The organism is Nitrosospira sp. NpAV, assembly GCF_000832065.1.
Taxonomy (GTDB): Bacteria; Pseudomonadota; Gammaproteobacteria; order Burkholderiales; family Nitrosomonadaceae; genus Nitrosospira.
In genome coordinates, this window is record NZ_JXQM01000014.1 from 1 (window position 1) to 14,987 (window position 14,987).

The 14,987-nt window shown below is 49.2% G+C and carries 15 protein-coding genes and 1 tRNA gene; 11 read left to right on the plus strand and 5 right to left on the minus strand.

Annotated elements, in window-relative coordinates; all coding sequences use genetic code 11:
- Nucleotides 1-165: 165 nt before the first annotated feature.
- Entirely contained in the window at nucleotides 166-666 is a 501-nt protein-coding gene (locus tag SQ11_RS09420; protein ID WP_041513924.1) for a hypothetical protein, read from the plus strand.
- Between the two features lie 66 nt (nucleotides 667-732).
- On the opposite strand, the gene SQ11_RS09425 is transcribed toward SQ11_RS09420, so the two are convergent.
- The gene (locus SQ11_RS09425; protein WP_232297953.1) at nucleotides 733-2,052 is read right to left on the minus strand and encodes an MFS transporter; all 1,320 of its coding nucleotides are present in this window, start codon (nucleotides 2,050-2,052) and stop codon (nucleotides 733-735) included.
- Between the two features lie 245 nt (nucleotides 2,053-2,297).
- On the opposite strand from SQ11_RS09425, the gene SQ11_RS17275 reads away from it, so the two are divergent.
- Nucleotides 2,298-2,438, plus strand: coding sequence for a hypothetical protein (locus SQ11_RS17275; protein ID WP_156972455.1), 141 nt, complete (start codon nucleotides 2,298-2,300; stop codon nucleotides 2,436-2,438).
- Nucleotides 2,439-2,581: 143 nt separating this feature from the next.
- Here SQ11_RS17275 and SQ11_RS09430 read toward each other — a convergent pair whose 3' ends face one another.
- Complete coding sequence (locus SQ11_RS09430; protein ID WP_052494137.1) at nucleotides 2,582-2,983, minus strand: thiol-disulfide oxidoreductase DCC family protein; 402 nt, start codon at nucleotides 2,981-2,983, stop codon at nucleotides 2,582-2,584.
- A 326-nt stretch (nucleotides 2,984-3,309) separates the two neighbouring features.
- Here SQ11_RS09430 and SQ11_RS17880 point away from each other — a divergent pair, with 326 nt between their 5' ends.
- The 4 genes from SQ11_RS17880 to SQ11_RS09445 all read left to right on the plus strand — a co-directional run bounded on the left by SQ11_RS17880 (nucleotide 3,310) and on the right by SQ11_RS09445 (nucleotide 6,377).
- A complete protein-coding gene (locus SQ11_RS17880) occupies nucleotides 3,310-3,582 on the plus strand; it encodes an Arm DNA-binding domain-containing protein (RefSeq protein WP_232297954.1) in 273 nt (90 codons plus the stop codon).
- A 58-nt stretch (nucleotides 3,583-3,640) separates the two neighbouring features.
- Complete coding sequence (locus tag SQ11_RS09435) at nucleotides 3,641-4,468, plus strand: tyrosine-type recombinase/integrase (protein WP_232297955.1); 828 nt, start codon at nucleotides 3,641-3,643, stop codon at nucleotides 4,466-4,468.
- Nucleotides 4,469-4,471: 3 nt separating this feature from the next.
- Nucleotides 4,472-5,608, plus strand: coding sequence for a replication endonuclease (locus SQ11_RS16450; protein ID WP_052494138.1), 1,137 nt, complete (start codon nucleotides 4,472-4,474; stop codon nucleotides 5,606-5,608).
- A gap of 193 nt (nucleotides 5,609-5,801) precedes the next feature.
- Complete coding sequence (locus tag SQ11_RS09445) at nucleotides 5,802-6,377, plus strand: hypothetical protein (protein WP_041513925.1); 576 nt, start codon at nucleotides 5,802-5,804, stop codon at nucleotides 6,375-6,377.
- Between the two features lie 61 nt (nucleotides 6,378-6,438).
- Here the strand turns inward: SQ11_RS09445 and SQ11_RS09450 are convergent, their stop codons facing one another.
- The 3 genes from SQ11_RS09450 to SQ11_RS09460 all read right to left on the minus strand — a co-directional run bounded on the left by SQ11_RS09450 (nucleotide 6,439) and on the right by SQ11_RS09460 (nucleotide 10,427).
- The gene (locus SQ11_RS09450; protein ID WP_041513926.1) at nucleotides 6,439-8,055 is read right to left on the minus strand and encodes a DNA polymerase; all 1,617 of its coding nucleotides are present in this window, start codon (nucleotides 8,053-8,055) and stop codon (nucleotides 6,439-6,441) included.
- On the minus strand, nucleotides 8,048-9,685 hold the full coding sequence (locus tag SQ11_RS09455; protein WP_041513927.1) for an RNA-directed DNA polymerase: 1,638 nt from the start codon (nucleotides 9,683-9,685) through the stop codon (nucleotides 8,048-8,050). Before SQ11_RS09455 ends, SQ11_RS09450 begins: the two co-directional genes overlap by 8 nt.
- A gap of 666 nt (nucleotides 9,686-10,351) precedes the next feature.
- Nucleotides 10,352-10,427: transfer RNA gene (locus SQ11_RS09460), tRNA-Thr, on the minus strand.
- A gap of 353 nt (nucleotides 10,428-10,780) precedes the next feature.
- Here SQ11_RS09460 and aroQ point away from each other — a divergent pair.
- From aroQ to SQ11_RS17555, 5 genes are all read left to right on the plus strand, one after another.
- Nucleotides 10,781-11,236, plus strand: a complete 456-nt coding sequence (gene aroQ / locus SQ11_RS09465; protein WP_041513928.1) for a type II 3-dehydroquinate dehydratase — start codon at nucleotides 10,781-10,783, stop codon at nucleotides 11,234-11,236.
- A gap of 196 nt (nucleotides 11,237-11,432) precedes the next feature.
- The gene (accB, locus tag SQ11_RS09470) at nucleotides 11,433-11,888 is read left to right on the plus strand and encodes an acetyl-CoA carboxylase biotin carboxyl carrier protein (protein ID WP_041513929.1); all 456 of its coding nucleotides are present in this window, start codon (nucleotides 11,433-11,435) and stop codon (nucleotides 11,886-11,888) included.
- Between the two features lie 73 nt (nucleotides 11,889-11,961).
- Nucleotides 11,962-13,317: an acetyl-CoA carboxylase biotin carboxylase subunit gene (accC, locus tag SQ11_RS09475; RefSeq protein WP_041513930.1), complete on the plus strand. Its 1,356-nt coding sequence runs from the start codon at nucleotides 11,962-11,964 to the stop codon at nucleotides 13,315-13,317.
- Between the two features lie 51 nt (nucleotides 13,318-13,368).
- Nucleotides 13,369-14,286: a 50S ribosomal protein L11 methyltransferase gene (gene prmA, locus SQ11_RS09480; RefSeq protein ID WP_041513931.1), complete on the plus strand. Its 918-nt coding sequence runs from the start codon at nucleotides 13,369-13,371 to the stop codon at nucleotides 14,284-14,286.
- A gap of 28 nt (nucleotides 14,287-14,314) precedes the next feature.
- Entirely contained in the window at nucleotides 14,315-14,983 is a 669-nt protein-coding gene (locus SQ11_RS17555) for a DUF3426 domain-containing protein (protein ID WP_041513932.1), read from the plus strand.
- Nucleotides 14,984-14,987: the final 4 nt, after the last annotated feature.

The following is a 14,987-nucleotide window of genomic DNA, read 5'->3' on the forward strand; positions in this document are numbered from 1 at the left end:
CGGCTGGGACAATACCGGCATGCTCATGCAGCAGATCGCCCAGCTCAACCGCGAAAAGGAAATCCTCCCCCCGCCCGGCGATCATGTGCATTGAGGCGTCCCAAAAAGATTCAGCGGCAATAAGGTTTCAAAAGTAGATCAACTGTTAGTTAAGGAGAGTCAAAAATGAATAAATCGATGGCCACCGTTTTGATTGGAGCTACGCTGGCCGTGTCATTACCCGCGGGCGCGCATACTGAAGAATATTTCGATTCCATCACTGCTCCGCATGGCGGCCAGATGCGCATGGCGGGACCCTATCACCTGGAGCTTGTCACCAAAGAAAACGAAATCGTGCTCTATGTTACGGATCATGCGGATATTAAAATCAATACCGAAGGCGGCGTAGGCAAAGCAGCTTTTCAAGTCGGCAAGGCGAAGCCAAAAGCTTCGATCAAATTGGAGCCAGGAGGGGACAATACACTCAAGGGTTCCGGAGATTTTTCCGTCACCCCGGAAACGGTGGTTATCGTATTCGTCAAACTGCCGGACCAGGAGGCGCAGTCTACCCGCTTCACGCCGCTCAAACCAAAGCCGAAGACAAAATCCACGAAACCTGCGAAAAAAACCGGAGCCGAGAACGAATCAGCGGGTGAGCACGGCGGGCACCATCATCACGATCATTGAAAAGGCATCATTGGCCTGGAAGGGATAGAATCGACGGGGGCGCCGACACACAATCGAAAGAAAGGGTTATCTTTCCGGAATGGTGTCGTCTAGGAGCGCCGCCCCCCGTCCCCGCTGCACGTCCACGCCCATGAGTATTATCAATCCAATAATAAAGTAGATACCGGTAATCAGCATCGCAAGGCGATGATCCCCCCGCGAAATCCAACTCACCAGCCCATATGTCACCGGGCCTAATATCGACGACAGCTTAACCGCGAGCCCCCATAGTCCGAAAAACTCCGCGCGGCGGGAGCCGGGACTGAAGTATCCTACCAGCGCCCTTCCCGCTGATTGGGAAGCGCCAAGACATAGGCCTGCAATGTTGGCGGCCAGCCAGAACATGGTGCGGCTATCCGCCATCCATGCCACCAGCACCATGATAATCCAGCCGATGAGGGTCAATGCAATGGTGGGAATATGACCCATCCGGTCTTGCAGGCTACCGAATGCAAAGGCACCCGCGGCGGCGGTGATATTGACTACCAGAACCAGAAGCATGGTATCGCTCGTGCTAAAACCCATCACCTGTTGAGCGTATATCGCCGCCAGCGTGATGACGGTCTGGATTCCCGCCTGATAAAAGACGAGGCAGGCGAGAAATCTTACCAAATCACGGTAATTCCGCACATGGCTGAATGTTTGGCCTAGCCGGGCAAACGCTTCACGCACCACATTGCGGCCGTCAAGATGTGCCTGAGGCTGCGCCCTTTCCTTCAAATAAAGAAAGGTAGGGAGGCTGGAGACCGCAAATAAACCAGCGGTTATCAGCATGGTGATGGGTACAAATTGCGCTGCTTGCATTCCCTGCCCCTGCGCCCAGGTCACATACGCAAGCGAACAACCCAGGCTCACCAGCCCGCCGATATAGCCGAGACTCCATCCCCAGCCGGACACCTTTCCCAGCGCTTCGCCTTGCGCGAGCTCGGGTAGAAATGCGGCGATCAAATTCTCGCCGCAACCGAAGAAAAAATTGGTAAGGATGATGAGTCCCACCGCCAGCCACAAATCCCCCGGTCCGACCAGCGAAAGCATCGCGGTAAACACGACACAGCCGATGGTCGTGAGGAGAAGCAAACGTTTTTTTGCGGCATACGCGTCCGCGTAGGCGCCCAACGCCGGCCCCGTCAGCATTATCAACGCATACGAAACCGCTAGGGCCGCCGTCCAGGCAAATGTTCCCCATTCCTGGTTACCTGTTACCGCCGCAACAAAATAGGCATTGAAAATCGCGGTGATGACCACGGTTGTGTAGCCTGAATTGGCAAAGTCGAACATGGCCCATGACCAAACCTCACGGCGGCTTACACCCGCCGTGAGATGCGATGATTTGTCTTCTAGAGGCATGAATGCAGCCAGTTCGATAATTTTATTAGGTCATCCACGTATTTCACCGGGCACTATGGCATAAACAATGAACAAATAGGTAGTACCTCAGTCCAATGGATAATGTCCGCAAAATCCGTAAGATGCAATCATGGTGTAAACCCCATCTCAGGCAAGAACGTTAGTATCGCAGGATAGCTTGATTCTTCCCTGGTATTCTTTAACCGGTTGGCTAGTACAGCCAGCGACTTAAAAGGAGCCCGAAAATGCATACCATCCTCGAGTCGGCGGCTTCACATACCCTCAGTTTCTTGACCCATTGTCTTGATATGATAGCGATGTGCTTCTGGCGGGAGCGGCGGCTCTCGGCGGCGGCGACGCAACGCAAGGAAAATCCCTCTGGATAATGCTATCGCTTGACGTTACCCACGTGCAGAAATCCAAAAAGTAATTCTGCCGTGTATTTTTGTGGTTGAGTTTATCCGGTTCAGGGCATTGGCGCATTCCACACCGCAACATGCGGGTGTGGGCGTTTCAAGCCCTTGCGATTTTATAACCGTTTATCGCGTCGAAGCCTCCGATTAACCTGCCAATGATAAAAATGGCTCAGTAACGGCCGAATGACGGGTAATCCGATAATCCAAGCCAGCGGCTTCAATACCGGCACCTTGTTCATGAGGACAATATAGGCGTCCAGCTCCGAAAAAACTTTCAGACTTTCATCCCTGACGTGCAGCTCCGTCAACGCCTTGTGAGGGTCGATGCCGCATGCACGCAACTCGTCGTCTCTGCCGGTAATATCGACCCAGACCACATCCTCACCATCTCCACCCGCGAGATGCTCATAATTCCGCCTGTCCTTGATACAACTCGGACAGGCGCCATCGTAATAAACAGTAATCCTTCCTCGCTCCGTACTCACCCTGATGGTCCAATAGGATAAATAGTCCATGCTTGGGAGACGTTGCTCCCTAGCCCACTCTGACTCCGGTAGCAGATGAAATATGGATGTTTCCGATTCCTCGTCGCAACACCTGTTCCCAGACCGGGTCCAATGGTAAACGAAAGAACTTGTTGGTGCTGTTGAGAGGAGTCGAACCTCCGACCTACTGATTACGAATTCTATTTCATGCTGTTAGAGATTATTTGAATATCTCGGAGAAAGTACTAAAACCCATGTTTTCACCTGTTTTTCTCGTTGATATTGTTTTAAACTTCCGGTCCCAGTTTGACACATCCTGTCTACACTGTGTCTACATTAAAGAAGGAAGTTAGAACATGTCTACACTAGTTTCAGCACTGCCCGTCAGGATAACAAAATCTGTTGTCGATAGGTTGATTGCTCCCAAAGCAGGGCAAGCCTTTACCCGCGATTCCAAACTTAAGGGTTTTGCGGTCCGGATTACTACCTCTGGCGCAAAGTCCTTCATTTTGGAAAAACGTATCGATGGCAAAGTAAAGCGACTTACTCTTGGCCGGTATCCGGAATTGACAGTCGGAAAAGAAGCAAAAGGAACTGCAAGCCACAACACTACAAAAAGCCTTCGATGATTTCCTAATTGCAAGGAAGAGCCTCAAGCCGCGCACGCTTTACGACTATCAGCGACTGATGAAAGTGGCTTTTCCCGATTGGCAAAATAAAGCTCTGATGGATATTAGCAAGGAGATGATTGCCAAACGTCATGCCAAGATTGGTGCGGAAAACGGGGAGGCTTACGCTAACTTGGCTATGCGCTTTTTAAGGGCATTATTCAATTTCTCTATTGCGCAATATGAAGATAGCAGTGGCAATGCCATCGTGCGAGAAAACCCTGTTGTGCGACTTACACAGACTCGCGCATGGTATCGGGTAGAGCGCCGGCAGACCGTTATCAAATCTCATCAGCTTAAGCCTTGGTATGAAGGAGTAATGGCACTCAAGAATGACAAAACGTCACGACAGTCTGCGCTCGTTGCCGATTATCTTCTCTTCCTACTATTTACCGGACTCCGTCGTCAAGAAGCGGCAACCTTGAAATGGTCGGATATCGATCTACATGGACGCTCGTTTACAATCCGGGATACCAAGAATAGAGACCCGCTCACATTGCCGCTCACGGACTTTGTTTACGGCTTGTTGGAAAGTAGAAGGGCTAATGCCGATTCAGAGTACGTTTTTGCCGGGAATGGAAAGGCCGGGTATTTGATCGAGCCTCGCAGTCAAGTGAAGAAAGTGATTGAAGCGTCTGTTGTACCATTTACGCTGCACGATCTGCGCCGCAGCTATATAACCATCGCTGAAAGCATAGATATCTCCGCTTATGCATTAAAGCGCCTGGTGAATCACAAAATGAGTAATGATGTCACTGTGGGCTATATTGTTAACGATGTGGAGCGGCTAAGAGAGCCTATGCAAAAAATTACCGATCATATTCTTAGAAGCGTTAGGTTCAAATAGCATATGGCCCGCGATTTTATTAAGGAAGTTGAAGAAATCTCCTATCCCACCGAGCATCTTGGAAGCCTCAAGCGAGCCATGCCGCTAATAATGGCTGCTATAGAGCGAGACGGCCTGCCAATTGAGAGCGGATTAATTGATCTAGGAGCGGTAGACAAAGGCCTTGATGTTGCTCTTTTCTTTTTCTACTGGGTCTCTGAAACAAATGAAATCATTGAAAATATCAATGCCGTGTTGACAGACATGCGGGAGCTTCCAACCAATTACGCCTTTCTCAGGGGATCGCCGAAAACGAGGTACTACCTTCTAGTCCGCACATTTTTCTACGAATTCTACCGATTCAGAGAAATATACCACCAAGTTGCCACACCAAGGGAAGCACAAACTTATTTGAACAAGATATGGAGTCGGATACGCTCCAGGCTTGATGATAGGGACTTAACGTACTACGGCATGCGCGTTGTTAAGCCCCAGCATGACGATACCCCACATTGGCACCTATTGTTCTTCATGCCAAAAGAACACGTTGAGCAAGTCGGTAGCGTCATCCAAGACTACGCCATGCGCGAAGATGGAGATGAAGCAGGTGCTGCCAAGCACCGCTACAAAGAAGAACATATAGATCGATCAAAGGGCACGGCTGCCAGTTATATAGCGAAATACATTTCCAAGAACATCGATGGCTTTGGCCTGGATTGCGATATTGATGGTGGAGAGCCTATCAGTGCGGCTGAACGGGTAAGAGTATGGGCCAGCACTTGGGGCATCAGACAGTTTCAGCCGATTGGGGGACCGTCTGTAACGCTATGGCGCGAACTGCGCCGCATGGGTGAAATGGGTGTTACGGGAGAGTTGAAAGAATTGAGAGATACGGCGGATAAAGGCGAATGGGATCGTTTTGTGATGCTGATGGGCGGGCCGCAAGCAAAACGCAAGAATTTCCCAATAACACTCGCCAAGCAGTGGAATGACAAGCCTAACCGTTACGGGGAACCGAAAGGGGAAGAAGTAATTGGAATAGCGTGGGAAAAGACAGTATTTCCTACCCGGATTCACCAATGGGTTATTAGCCATAAATCCGAGCCCGAAAGCAAAGAGGGCCGGTTGAGCTTAAAGAGGCTGCGAATGAAAACGCAGTAATAATTTCATTACATAAGACTCGTCCTGCCCCCTTGGAGTACTGTCAATAACTGTACGCATAGCGAAAGCTCATCTAGATTTATTTTCCACGCTATTGTTATACTGCGCTCACCTACCTAGTTCAGATGGAGTAATCGGGTGGAGATGCTTGCTGGAGTTACACGGCCGAGCTTGGTTGCTAGAGTCAGAAACTATGAATACAAGTATTTGGGAATTTGTTCTGGCTTTGTTAGGTGCCTTGGGCGGCGGAGGTTTGATCGTGCTCGGGCTATCTCGTTGGCTGGGCGAAGTATGGTCGAGTCGTATAGCAGAGAAATTGAGAGCCGCAAATGCACATGATCTTGAGCGTACAAAAGCTGCACTTCTCCACGAAGTGGAGAGCCACAAGATCAGGCTTAAGAAATCTGAATTTCTTTTTCAAAAGGAATTTGAAGCAGCGTCCTCCTTTTCCGCCGTTTTTAGATCCCTACATCCCGGCTTTAATCATCCTAATATGGACTGGTACGAAGCATGCGATGAGATTGCGCAGCGCCTTGGTTCAATTGAAAAAAAGCTGGAACACTATTTCTCTGCATTCTCCGCCGTACTAACGGAAGAAGAAAGGAATATCTTGTCGGATGCTATTTCTGATGCGGGATATTGGAAATTTGAAGTAATAAATGGGGTCGTGTCCTGCGAATCTAGTGAAGCAGCAGGTACACTTTATCTCAAGCTCAAAGACTTTGACTCAAAGTTAATCGCGCGTATTCGTGATCAAGCAAGTCCCTAGCATTTGAAATTGCAAGCGTTCATGTTATTCGAGTTCGATCAACACTGCGACACTTCAGGTGTTACTCAGAAAAACTTGCATTAAGTATCCTCGGCTTAACATTTCCAATCCACTTTCTGAAAGCTTGTTCCATTATGTAGATCGCAGTTTCTTCTGCTCGCTTAATTCTCTCGGGCGACTCATCAAACTGCACAAGAACGGCATCGTGCATAGGAAGCAGAATGCTGTCATTTCCGAACTCTCTTGCTAGTCCGATAACGCTCTCCTTGAAAATTAGAGACGCAGTGCCTTGCACCATTTGGCTTACAGCCCACCGGCGCTCTTTGTGACTAAGGCTTCCTTTGGCTTTTATGCTACGGCGGCGCCTGTTCCCAAAAATACTCGATACATAGCCATCGTGTAACAGACCTGTTTCGAGACGCTTTTTATACTCATCCAGTTTAGGAAATTCATCAAAAAACCGCTGTACTACTAGTTCGTACTTAGTAAGTTGCTCTCCCGTTGTATTTGCTCCCGCTAACAATTTCGCTATATTTTCCCGTTTCATACCATAGCAAAATCCGAGAAAAATGCGCTTGCATAAATCCCTCTGATCCGCATTGCCGAACAGCGCTTTGCTCAAAGAAACGTACAAGTCAGTTGTATTATATTGTTCAATGAAGGTTGCATCTTCTGCAAGGGAGGCAAGTATCCCAGGTTCGAACTGCGTATAATCAAGGTATCTTAATTGTTTGTGCTCATCCGCTACCAATATAGAGCGATATTTTTTACGTAGCCCTTGCAACCGCGGTTCCGATACAAGGACGCGTCCTGTAACAGTCCCAAAGGGATGAAATATCGGATGGATACGATTACCACCCCCACAGATTCGTTTCAAGATGGATAAATCTTGCGATGCTCGGTTGTACTGTAAAAATGAGCGGGCAAAGTCGGAAGTATGTTGAGCAATTCGGAAGTATTCTTGAAGAGAGGCCATATCTGAGAATTCACTCAGGTGGTGCGCATCTGTCTTCGACAGAAACTCGCCGACATTTGCGAACCCCAGCCCTGCTGGGCTAAACCCTAAAGCTGAGGCAACGGCCTTGAATGCAGAGTATTTTTCGTTCTTCACCGCTTCCAGCAGTTGATCGGCGAGTTCTTTGTCTACACGAATTCCTTTATATTGCCTGTACCAAAACACTTGCTGCGCCGGTATTTCTATCTTAAGAAACCGTTCATACTCGTCATTTACCTTTAAATCTTGCAGTAGTTGTTCCCACAATCCTCTTAAAGCTTGGCACATAACTTTAAGCAACCGAATAGATTCTTGATGATCCGTCGCTCTCCGTTGAGCCTGTGTTAGGGCGTATACTGCTTCTCTATCCGCTTCGCTTACAAAAAAGGGTTTCAGTGCCCGCCACACATTCCATTTACGCTCCCCTCCTTGATCTCTAGCAAGACCGGATTGCAAGCGCACTGCGTCTCCGAGATCAATAAGTTGAGGAGGAAGTGCTTTTCGTGCCCGTCGCAGTTCGTCTATAAGCAACCATGTATCATAGGTGACCAATGCCCCAGCATGTTCGGATACTTCATCAATAAGGCATTCAGCATAAACCCCCGCTTCATTGAAAATCAACAACTTAGGACCCCAAACTTCGAACGGATCAGGTAAGTATGCTAAAAAACTTACACTATTCATAGTCACGGTCCAAGTCGGCTACCTTAGCGATTGACATCCTTTCAGGAGGCAAGAAGTAACGGCCTTTTTTTTCGCTATTAAGCTTGCGATATACCCCAACCAAGTCATCCCTCACGTACTCTTTAACATGGACCTTTATGTACGGATTGAATGCCAATTCGTGCATTGCGATTAGGGCGATTCTCTGCCCCAAGAATGACTTTAAGGTTCTGAAGTTTTGAGCAACCTCAATCTTGTCATCAAGACCGCCGGTTGCTGCAATGTATATTGTTGCGCCCGCACGCACAGGCCCATCAGGTTCAGCTTTCAGAACATCTTTTGCAAAGTGAAGGTGCTTGGAGTCCTTATATCCCTTCTGAGCCAGCAGGCTCCACAGTCGATAATTCTGCCAACTGTAGATGGCTCTTACCCCATCACGAAGATATTCGACCACTGATGCCAGGCTTTCAGGGTCAGTAGGTACTGCAAGAAGATAACGAACGAATTGATCTGTAGAAGCAGGATGATCGGGAATTGCCTTTATTATCTGTGGTGTCACGTCTGAATAAAGCTCTGGCGGGACATAAAAATCATTACACAGCGCCAAGAATTCCATTCGCCTTATGCAATATCTGAAGTCACGCGAGTCGGTTTTATTTTCGGTAATCAGTTGTTGAAATAAGGCCTTCAAATCGGGGATCGATCTTAAAATTGCGCTTCTGGAACGCGTCTTCCATATTTCATCAATTCGCTGTACTTCAGGGGACCCATCATCAAGACACTCGGCTATCAGCTTGCTATCCGTTCCAGGGGCTATTACCGTTTTCTTTGAGTTGATAGACAGGCCGATATCGCGAAGACAAACGCTGAGCTGTTTTAGCGCACTGCGCGCCTCAAAAACGCTAGAGCAGACGATCTTTATATCATCCATATATCGAAAGTACGCAAAGCCTGCGCGCAGCATTGTTAAATCAACACGTCGCATATACACATTTGCAAGGAACGACGACGCGTCTCGATTCTGCGGAAGACCTCTATCGGGCTCATAAGTCCAAGCCTGCAAGCAACTAAAAAGTAGTTGGATGTGTGACCTAATGTCAGCTTTTTGGGCGCTATTTGCCTGAACTTCGGGGAGCATCTCAAGAAAAGCGCTCTTTAACCGGGGTAGGGAAATATTTTCAAAGTAATTAGCTATATCTGTAGAAAGCAGTATCTTGTCCTCCCCCATGTCACTACGAACGGTGCCGACAAAATCCTGCCATGCTGGAATGGCTCTACGAAACATATATCTTTCATTTGGCCGAAGATAGTTGTAACGATGACTAAAAACATTCCAAGGAATAAGCTTGTCAAAGAAGGGGATAAGAAATGAGGCAAGACCATGATAAAGCGCGCGATCTGCCAAGCCTGTTTCTAGCGCATAGCGCAATGTAAAGTTGGGTTTCGGAACATTTAGTATGTGCCGCGCTGATGGCACGTATTCGCCGTGATTCGACTCAAAGTTATCATTGATACGCGTCGTGATGAGCCCTGTATCAATCATATCTTCATAGCCCAGAGGATCAGGAAACCAGTCATCTTTAAGATCATATCGCAGCTGCTTAAATAAGCTGCTTTCGCTAAATTGAATTCGTCCTAATTCGATTATCATTGTTATTGGTGAATGTGAAAGCAGTGCAATAAGATACTGGAATAAATCATTGGAGCGCAATGATCAATTCGGTTACAACCTCAAGCGTGTCTACTCAAACGGAATCCAATGCGGAAACCTTGTCGATAGATCGTAAGAAATAAAAACGGCCTAGAGAAAATATCTCTAGGCCGTTTTTTGTTAGCATGGAAAGCATTCAAGCCCGCGACTTAATCAATTAAGCGGTCCTAATTAGCCTGAATTCTAATTCTATAAAGCGATAACGTTTGTGTTGTAGCAAATACATATTGCTCCGATTTGAATACTGCTCAGACGCCGCCGATGTGGTCAGATTTAAGCTATCCTTCATACTACTACCGGTCTACTACGCTGAGATAATAAAAAGTTACGTCGAGATAGGTACTTGAAAGAACGGTGGGTCGTGAGCGGCTCGAACGCTCGACCTCCGGATTATAAGAGGCGGTTTTTACTACCTTCGAAGAGCCCACCCACTGCTACCCATAAGCTGATGTTTGCGGTAGCTTACGAGGCTCCAAGTACCACTTCCGCTGGGGAACTCCAAGCCCAGAGTATCGCAACTAGATAGCAACTCATGTGCTATCGTCTACACTCTGTCTACATCTCTGCACAGTCATTTCAATATAAATTTCTAAGTTGTTGATTTCATGGTGCTGTTGAGAGGAGTCGAACCTCCGACCTACTGATTACGAATCAGTTGCTCTACCAACTGAGCTACAACAGCTTCGAAGAAAATCGAATTACGATTATAGAGGTTTGGGAAACCGCGGGCAAATTGGTCGACGCCTGGAACCGGCGAAAGAGGTGCAGCAAGTTCGCAAATCCTGCGGATGTATCGCATACGCGCCTCCGGAAGAAGCCCATACCCTTTCATAACGATCCGACTTATCACCCCGATTTATCGAGAAGATGGGAAAGGTCGCGGGAGACAGCATGCAGCGAAGCCTTAATCCCATTAGTGCACAACTTTCGCACATTCCTTTCATCGATACGCTCAAGTATAGATATTTTCTTCTATTTTCGTCGATTCTCTCCTAACATATGGACATTTTTCACCAGTTGCGGCACACTTATTGAATGAAAACCAAAGAATATCAAGTAAAAAATATTTTAGTCCTTCACGGCCCTAACCTGAATGTTTTAGGCAGGCGCGAACCCGAAGTCTACGGATCAACGACGTTAGAAGAAATTAACGAGAATTTAATGAATTTGGCTAAAGAGGCCGGAATAAGCTTGGCAACTTTCCAAAGTAACGCCGAGAGCGAATTAATTAATCGTATTCAGCGGGCCATGGAGGATGACACCGATTTTATCATTATTAACCCGGCGGCATATACCCATACCAGCGTCGCCTTGCGAGATGCGCTTGCCGCTACAAGACTGCCATTCATTGAAGTTCATCTCTCCAATATCTTTGCCCGCGAATCCTTTCGCAAGGAGTCGTATTTTTCTGATCTGGCACTTGGCGTTATTAGCGGTTTAGGCGCCAAAGGTTATGAGCTGGCCTTGAAATATGCTCTGGCACCCCGCTAGTGCACTTCTCAAAATCAAGATGTCTCGAATGTTTGACGGGCTTTGTATGTTTATTGAGCGAAATTAACGGAAGATAGAAGCTATCTGCGTTATTTACGACATGGAATGTTGCAAGCGGTAGAGCCCTATGCTGATTATGATAGCGGATTTAGATAATTAGAGATGCCCCAAGCGGGCGTTGTTCCGGGAGGTCTTTATGGATCTGCGAAAACTTAAAAAACTGATTGAACTGGTGGAGGAGTCGGGTATCGGCGAACTGGAGATTACAGAAGGTGAAGAAAAAGTTCGCATCAGCAAATCCGCATCCTCCACGCAGACTTATGTAACTGCGCCGCCGGTCATGCAAGCGGCTACTCCGGCCGCGGTTGAGCCCGTGGCAGCTACCCTGCCGCCCGCGGCGGCTGAGCCATTGCCGGAAGGCCATGTAGTGAAATCTCCAATGGTGGGAACATTTTATCGTACGTCGACTCCTGGCGCGAATCCATTCGTAGAAGTGGGACAGGCAGTGAAGGCCGGCGAAACGCTATGCATCATTGAAGCAATGAAGCTGCTCAACGAAATTGAATCGGACAAGGATGGGGTGATCAAGGCGGTTCTCGTGGAAAACGGTCAACCCGTAGAGTACGGCGAGCCTTTATTCGTGATCGAATGATTTGAGTGCTGTTTTTATAGGGCGGAGAATAGAAAAGATGGTCGGCATCCTCGTGGTTCAATAGAGATATTCCATGTTTGAAAAAATTCTAATAGCCAATCGCGGCGAGATTGCCCTGCGTATCCAGCGCGCCTGCCGTGAAATGGGCATTAAAACAGTGGCGGTACATTCCGAGGCGGATGCCAATGCAAAATATGTGAAGCTTGCCGATGAGTCCGTGTGTATTGGACCGGCGCCGTCGGCTCAGAGTTATCTCAACGTTCCTGCCATTATCAGCGCGGCTGAAGTAACCGACGCGGAAGCTATTCATCCCGGTTATGGCTTTCTCTCCGAAAATGCGGACTTCGCCGAGCGAGTGGAAAGCAGTGGTTTTGTCTTCATTGGTCCTCGCCCCGAAACCATCCGTATGATGGGCGATAAGGTCAGCGCCAAGAATGCAATGAAAAAGGCGGGGGTTCCCTGCGTTCCGGGATCCAATGGCGCATTGCCGGAATCTCTCGATGAGATCCGGGGAATCATCCGTGCAATTGGCTATCCCGTCATTATCAAGGCATCAGCGGGTGGCGGCGGGCGCGGGATGCGCGTGGTTCATACCGAGGCCGCATTGTCGAATGCGGTCATAATAACCCGCAACGAGGCGCAGGCGGCATTCGGCAATCCTATGGTCTACGCAGAAAAATTTCTGGAAAATCCTCGGCATATCGAATTTCAGGTGCTGGTTGATGAACACCGCAATGCAATCCATTTGGGGGAACGCGAGTGCTCAATGCAGCGTCGCCACCAGAAAATCCTCGAAGAAGCGCCTGCCCTGGGCATTCCCCCCCGGCTACGTGACAGGATGGGTAGCCGCTGCGCCGATGCGTGCCGCCGTATCGGTTATCGTGGATTGGGAACATTCGAGTTCCTGTTTGAGAAAAACGAATTTTATTTCATCGAAATGAATACGCGTTTACAAGTGGAGCACCCCGTTACCGAGGCAATTACCGGAATAGATCTGGTAAAAGCACAAATTCGCGTCGCCGCGGGGGAAAAATTGACTATCCGCCAGCGAGATGTTTCGTGGAAAGGGCACGCAATCGAGTGTCGCATCAACGCCGAGGATCCTTATAAGCTTACGCCATCCGCTGGCCGTATCACGCAGTATCATGCGCCTGGCGGCCCCGGCATTCGTGTCGACTCCCATATTTATCATAATTACCTGGTGCCACCCTACTACGATTCGATGATCGCCAAGGTGATTGCTTATGGCGACAACCGTGACCAGGCAATCGCCCGAATGCGCATTGCACTGTCGGAAATGGTGGTTGAAGGCATCAGCACCAATATTCCATTGCATCTCGACCTGTTGTCAGATGCTGCATTTCTGACGGGTGGCACCAGCATCCACTATCTTGAGCAAAAGCTGGCCAATTATAATAAGCCGGGTTAAGCAAGGTGAGCGGCATTGCAGGGGAGTTTCCCTGAATAAGTATGGCAATATATGCCCTGGATTTCTCTTACCGTGGAAACCGATGATGTGCATGCCGAGATCCTGAGCGATGCCATGCTTGAACTCGGTGCATTGTCCACGGACATACACGATGCGGCTGCCGGCACCGAGCGAGAGCAGCCGCTATTCGATGAGCCAGGCGAACTGGCGGGGGAAATCTGGTCCGTGCCGGAAGTTACCGCTTTATTCGCAGCGGATGCGGACATAACGTCCATCGTTCAGGCTGCGGCCCAGGCGGCTCAGCTTTCCGCCCCGCCCGCCTACCGGCTGACGTACGTGGAAGAGCAGGATTGGGTGCGGATGACGCAAGCGCAATTCGGTCCGATACAAATATCGTCACGATTGTGGGTCGTCCCCACCTGGCATCAGGCGCCCGATCCCGATGCCATCAATCTGATACTCGATCCCGGGCTGGCTTTTGGCACAGGCAGTCATCCCTCCACTAAACTGTGCCTTGCCTGGCTTGACGAAAACCTGCAAGGGGGCGAAGATGTCCTTGATTATGGTTGCGGCTCCGGCATACTTGCTATCGCCGCCTTGAAGCTCGGCGCAAACCGCGTAGTGGGAGTAGATATAGATGCGCAGGCGGTTGCGGCCAGCCGTGAAAATGCCGCGCTCAATCAATGTGACGAAACAAAAACGGAATTTCATACGGCGCATTCTGGGGCTCGGACAGATCCGGCACGTGAAGCCTGGGCGGATGTGATTGTCGCCAATATTCTTGCCAATCCTTTGATCATGCTGGCTCCGATATTGATGCGTGCTGCCCGGCCGGGGGGAAGCATAGTGCTTTCCGGCATACTGGTGGATCAGGCGGAGGAAGTAAGGCAGGTTTATCAGCGATGGTTCAATATGCGTATCGCCGGAGTACAGGAGGGTTGGGCATTACTGACAGGGATCAGAAAATGAACTTGAACTTCTTGCGAAAGAGCGGGCCATGGCCCTTATAACCCGTTGTCCCGACTGCGCCACTGCTTTCCGTGTGACGCCTTTGCAGTTACAGGCACACGGCGGGGAGGTACGGTGCGGACGCTGTGCGCATGTATTCAACGGTTTTGCCACGTTGGCCACAATGCAGGGACCGGAAGCTGTTGAGTTATCCAATGACGCAACTCCAGACAGAGCGGAAAGCCCGCGGGCTCCTTCTCCCTCTGTAAGTGATTCGATCATCGCCGCTTTAGCTGATCAGGAAGAATCCCGGGCCACTGGAAGCGAAACAGCACAGCCCGAAGCTGCATCAGAAAGTCCGGTTCAGGAAGCGCCAGAACCGGGACCGCCAGAACCGGAACCGCCCGCTAGGGAAGAACCGACCCTACAAGTACCGCATGCAGCCAGTGCGCCGGGGAATGGCGCAACGGAACATTACATCGGGGACGATTATGCGGATAACTACGCGGATGATTACGGCTTCGATGCGCCGCCGTCGCGCAAGACTTCTCCTATATGGGGTATCGCGAGTTTGTTTCTGCTTGTTGTGCTGGCCGCGCAGGCCCTTTACTTTTTTCGCGCCGAGCTTTCTATCATCGCACCGGCTACCAGACCATTTCTAGAACAATACTGCGAGTTATTGGGATGTACGATTTCGCTGCCCAGCCAGCGTATTTGAATTA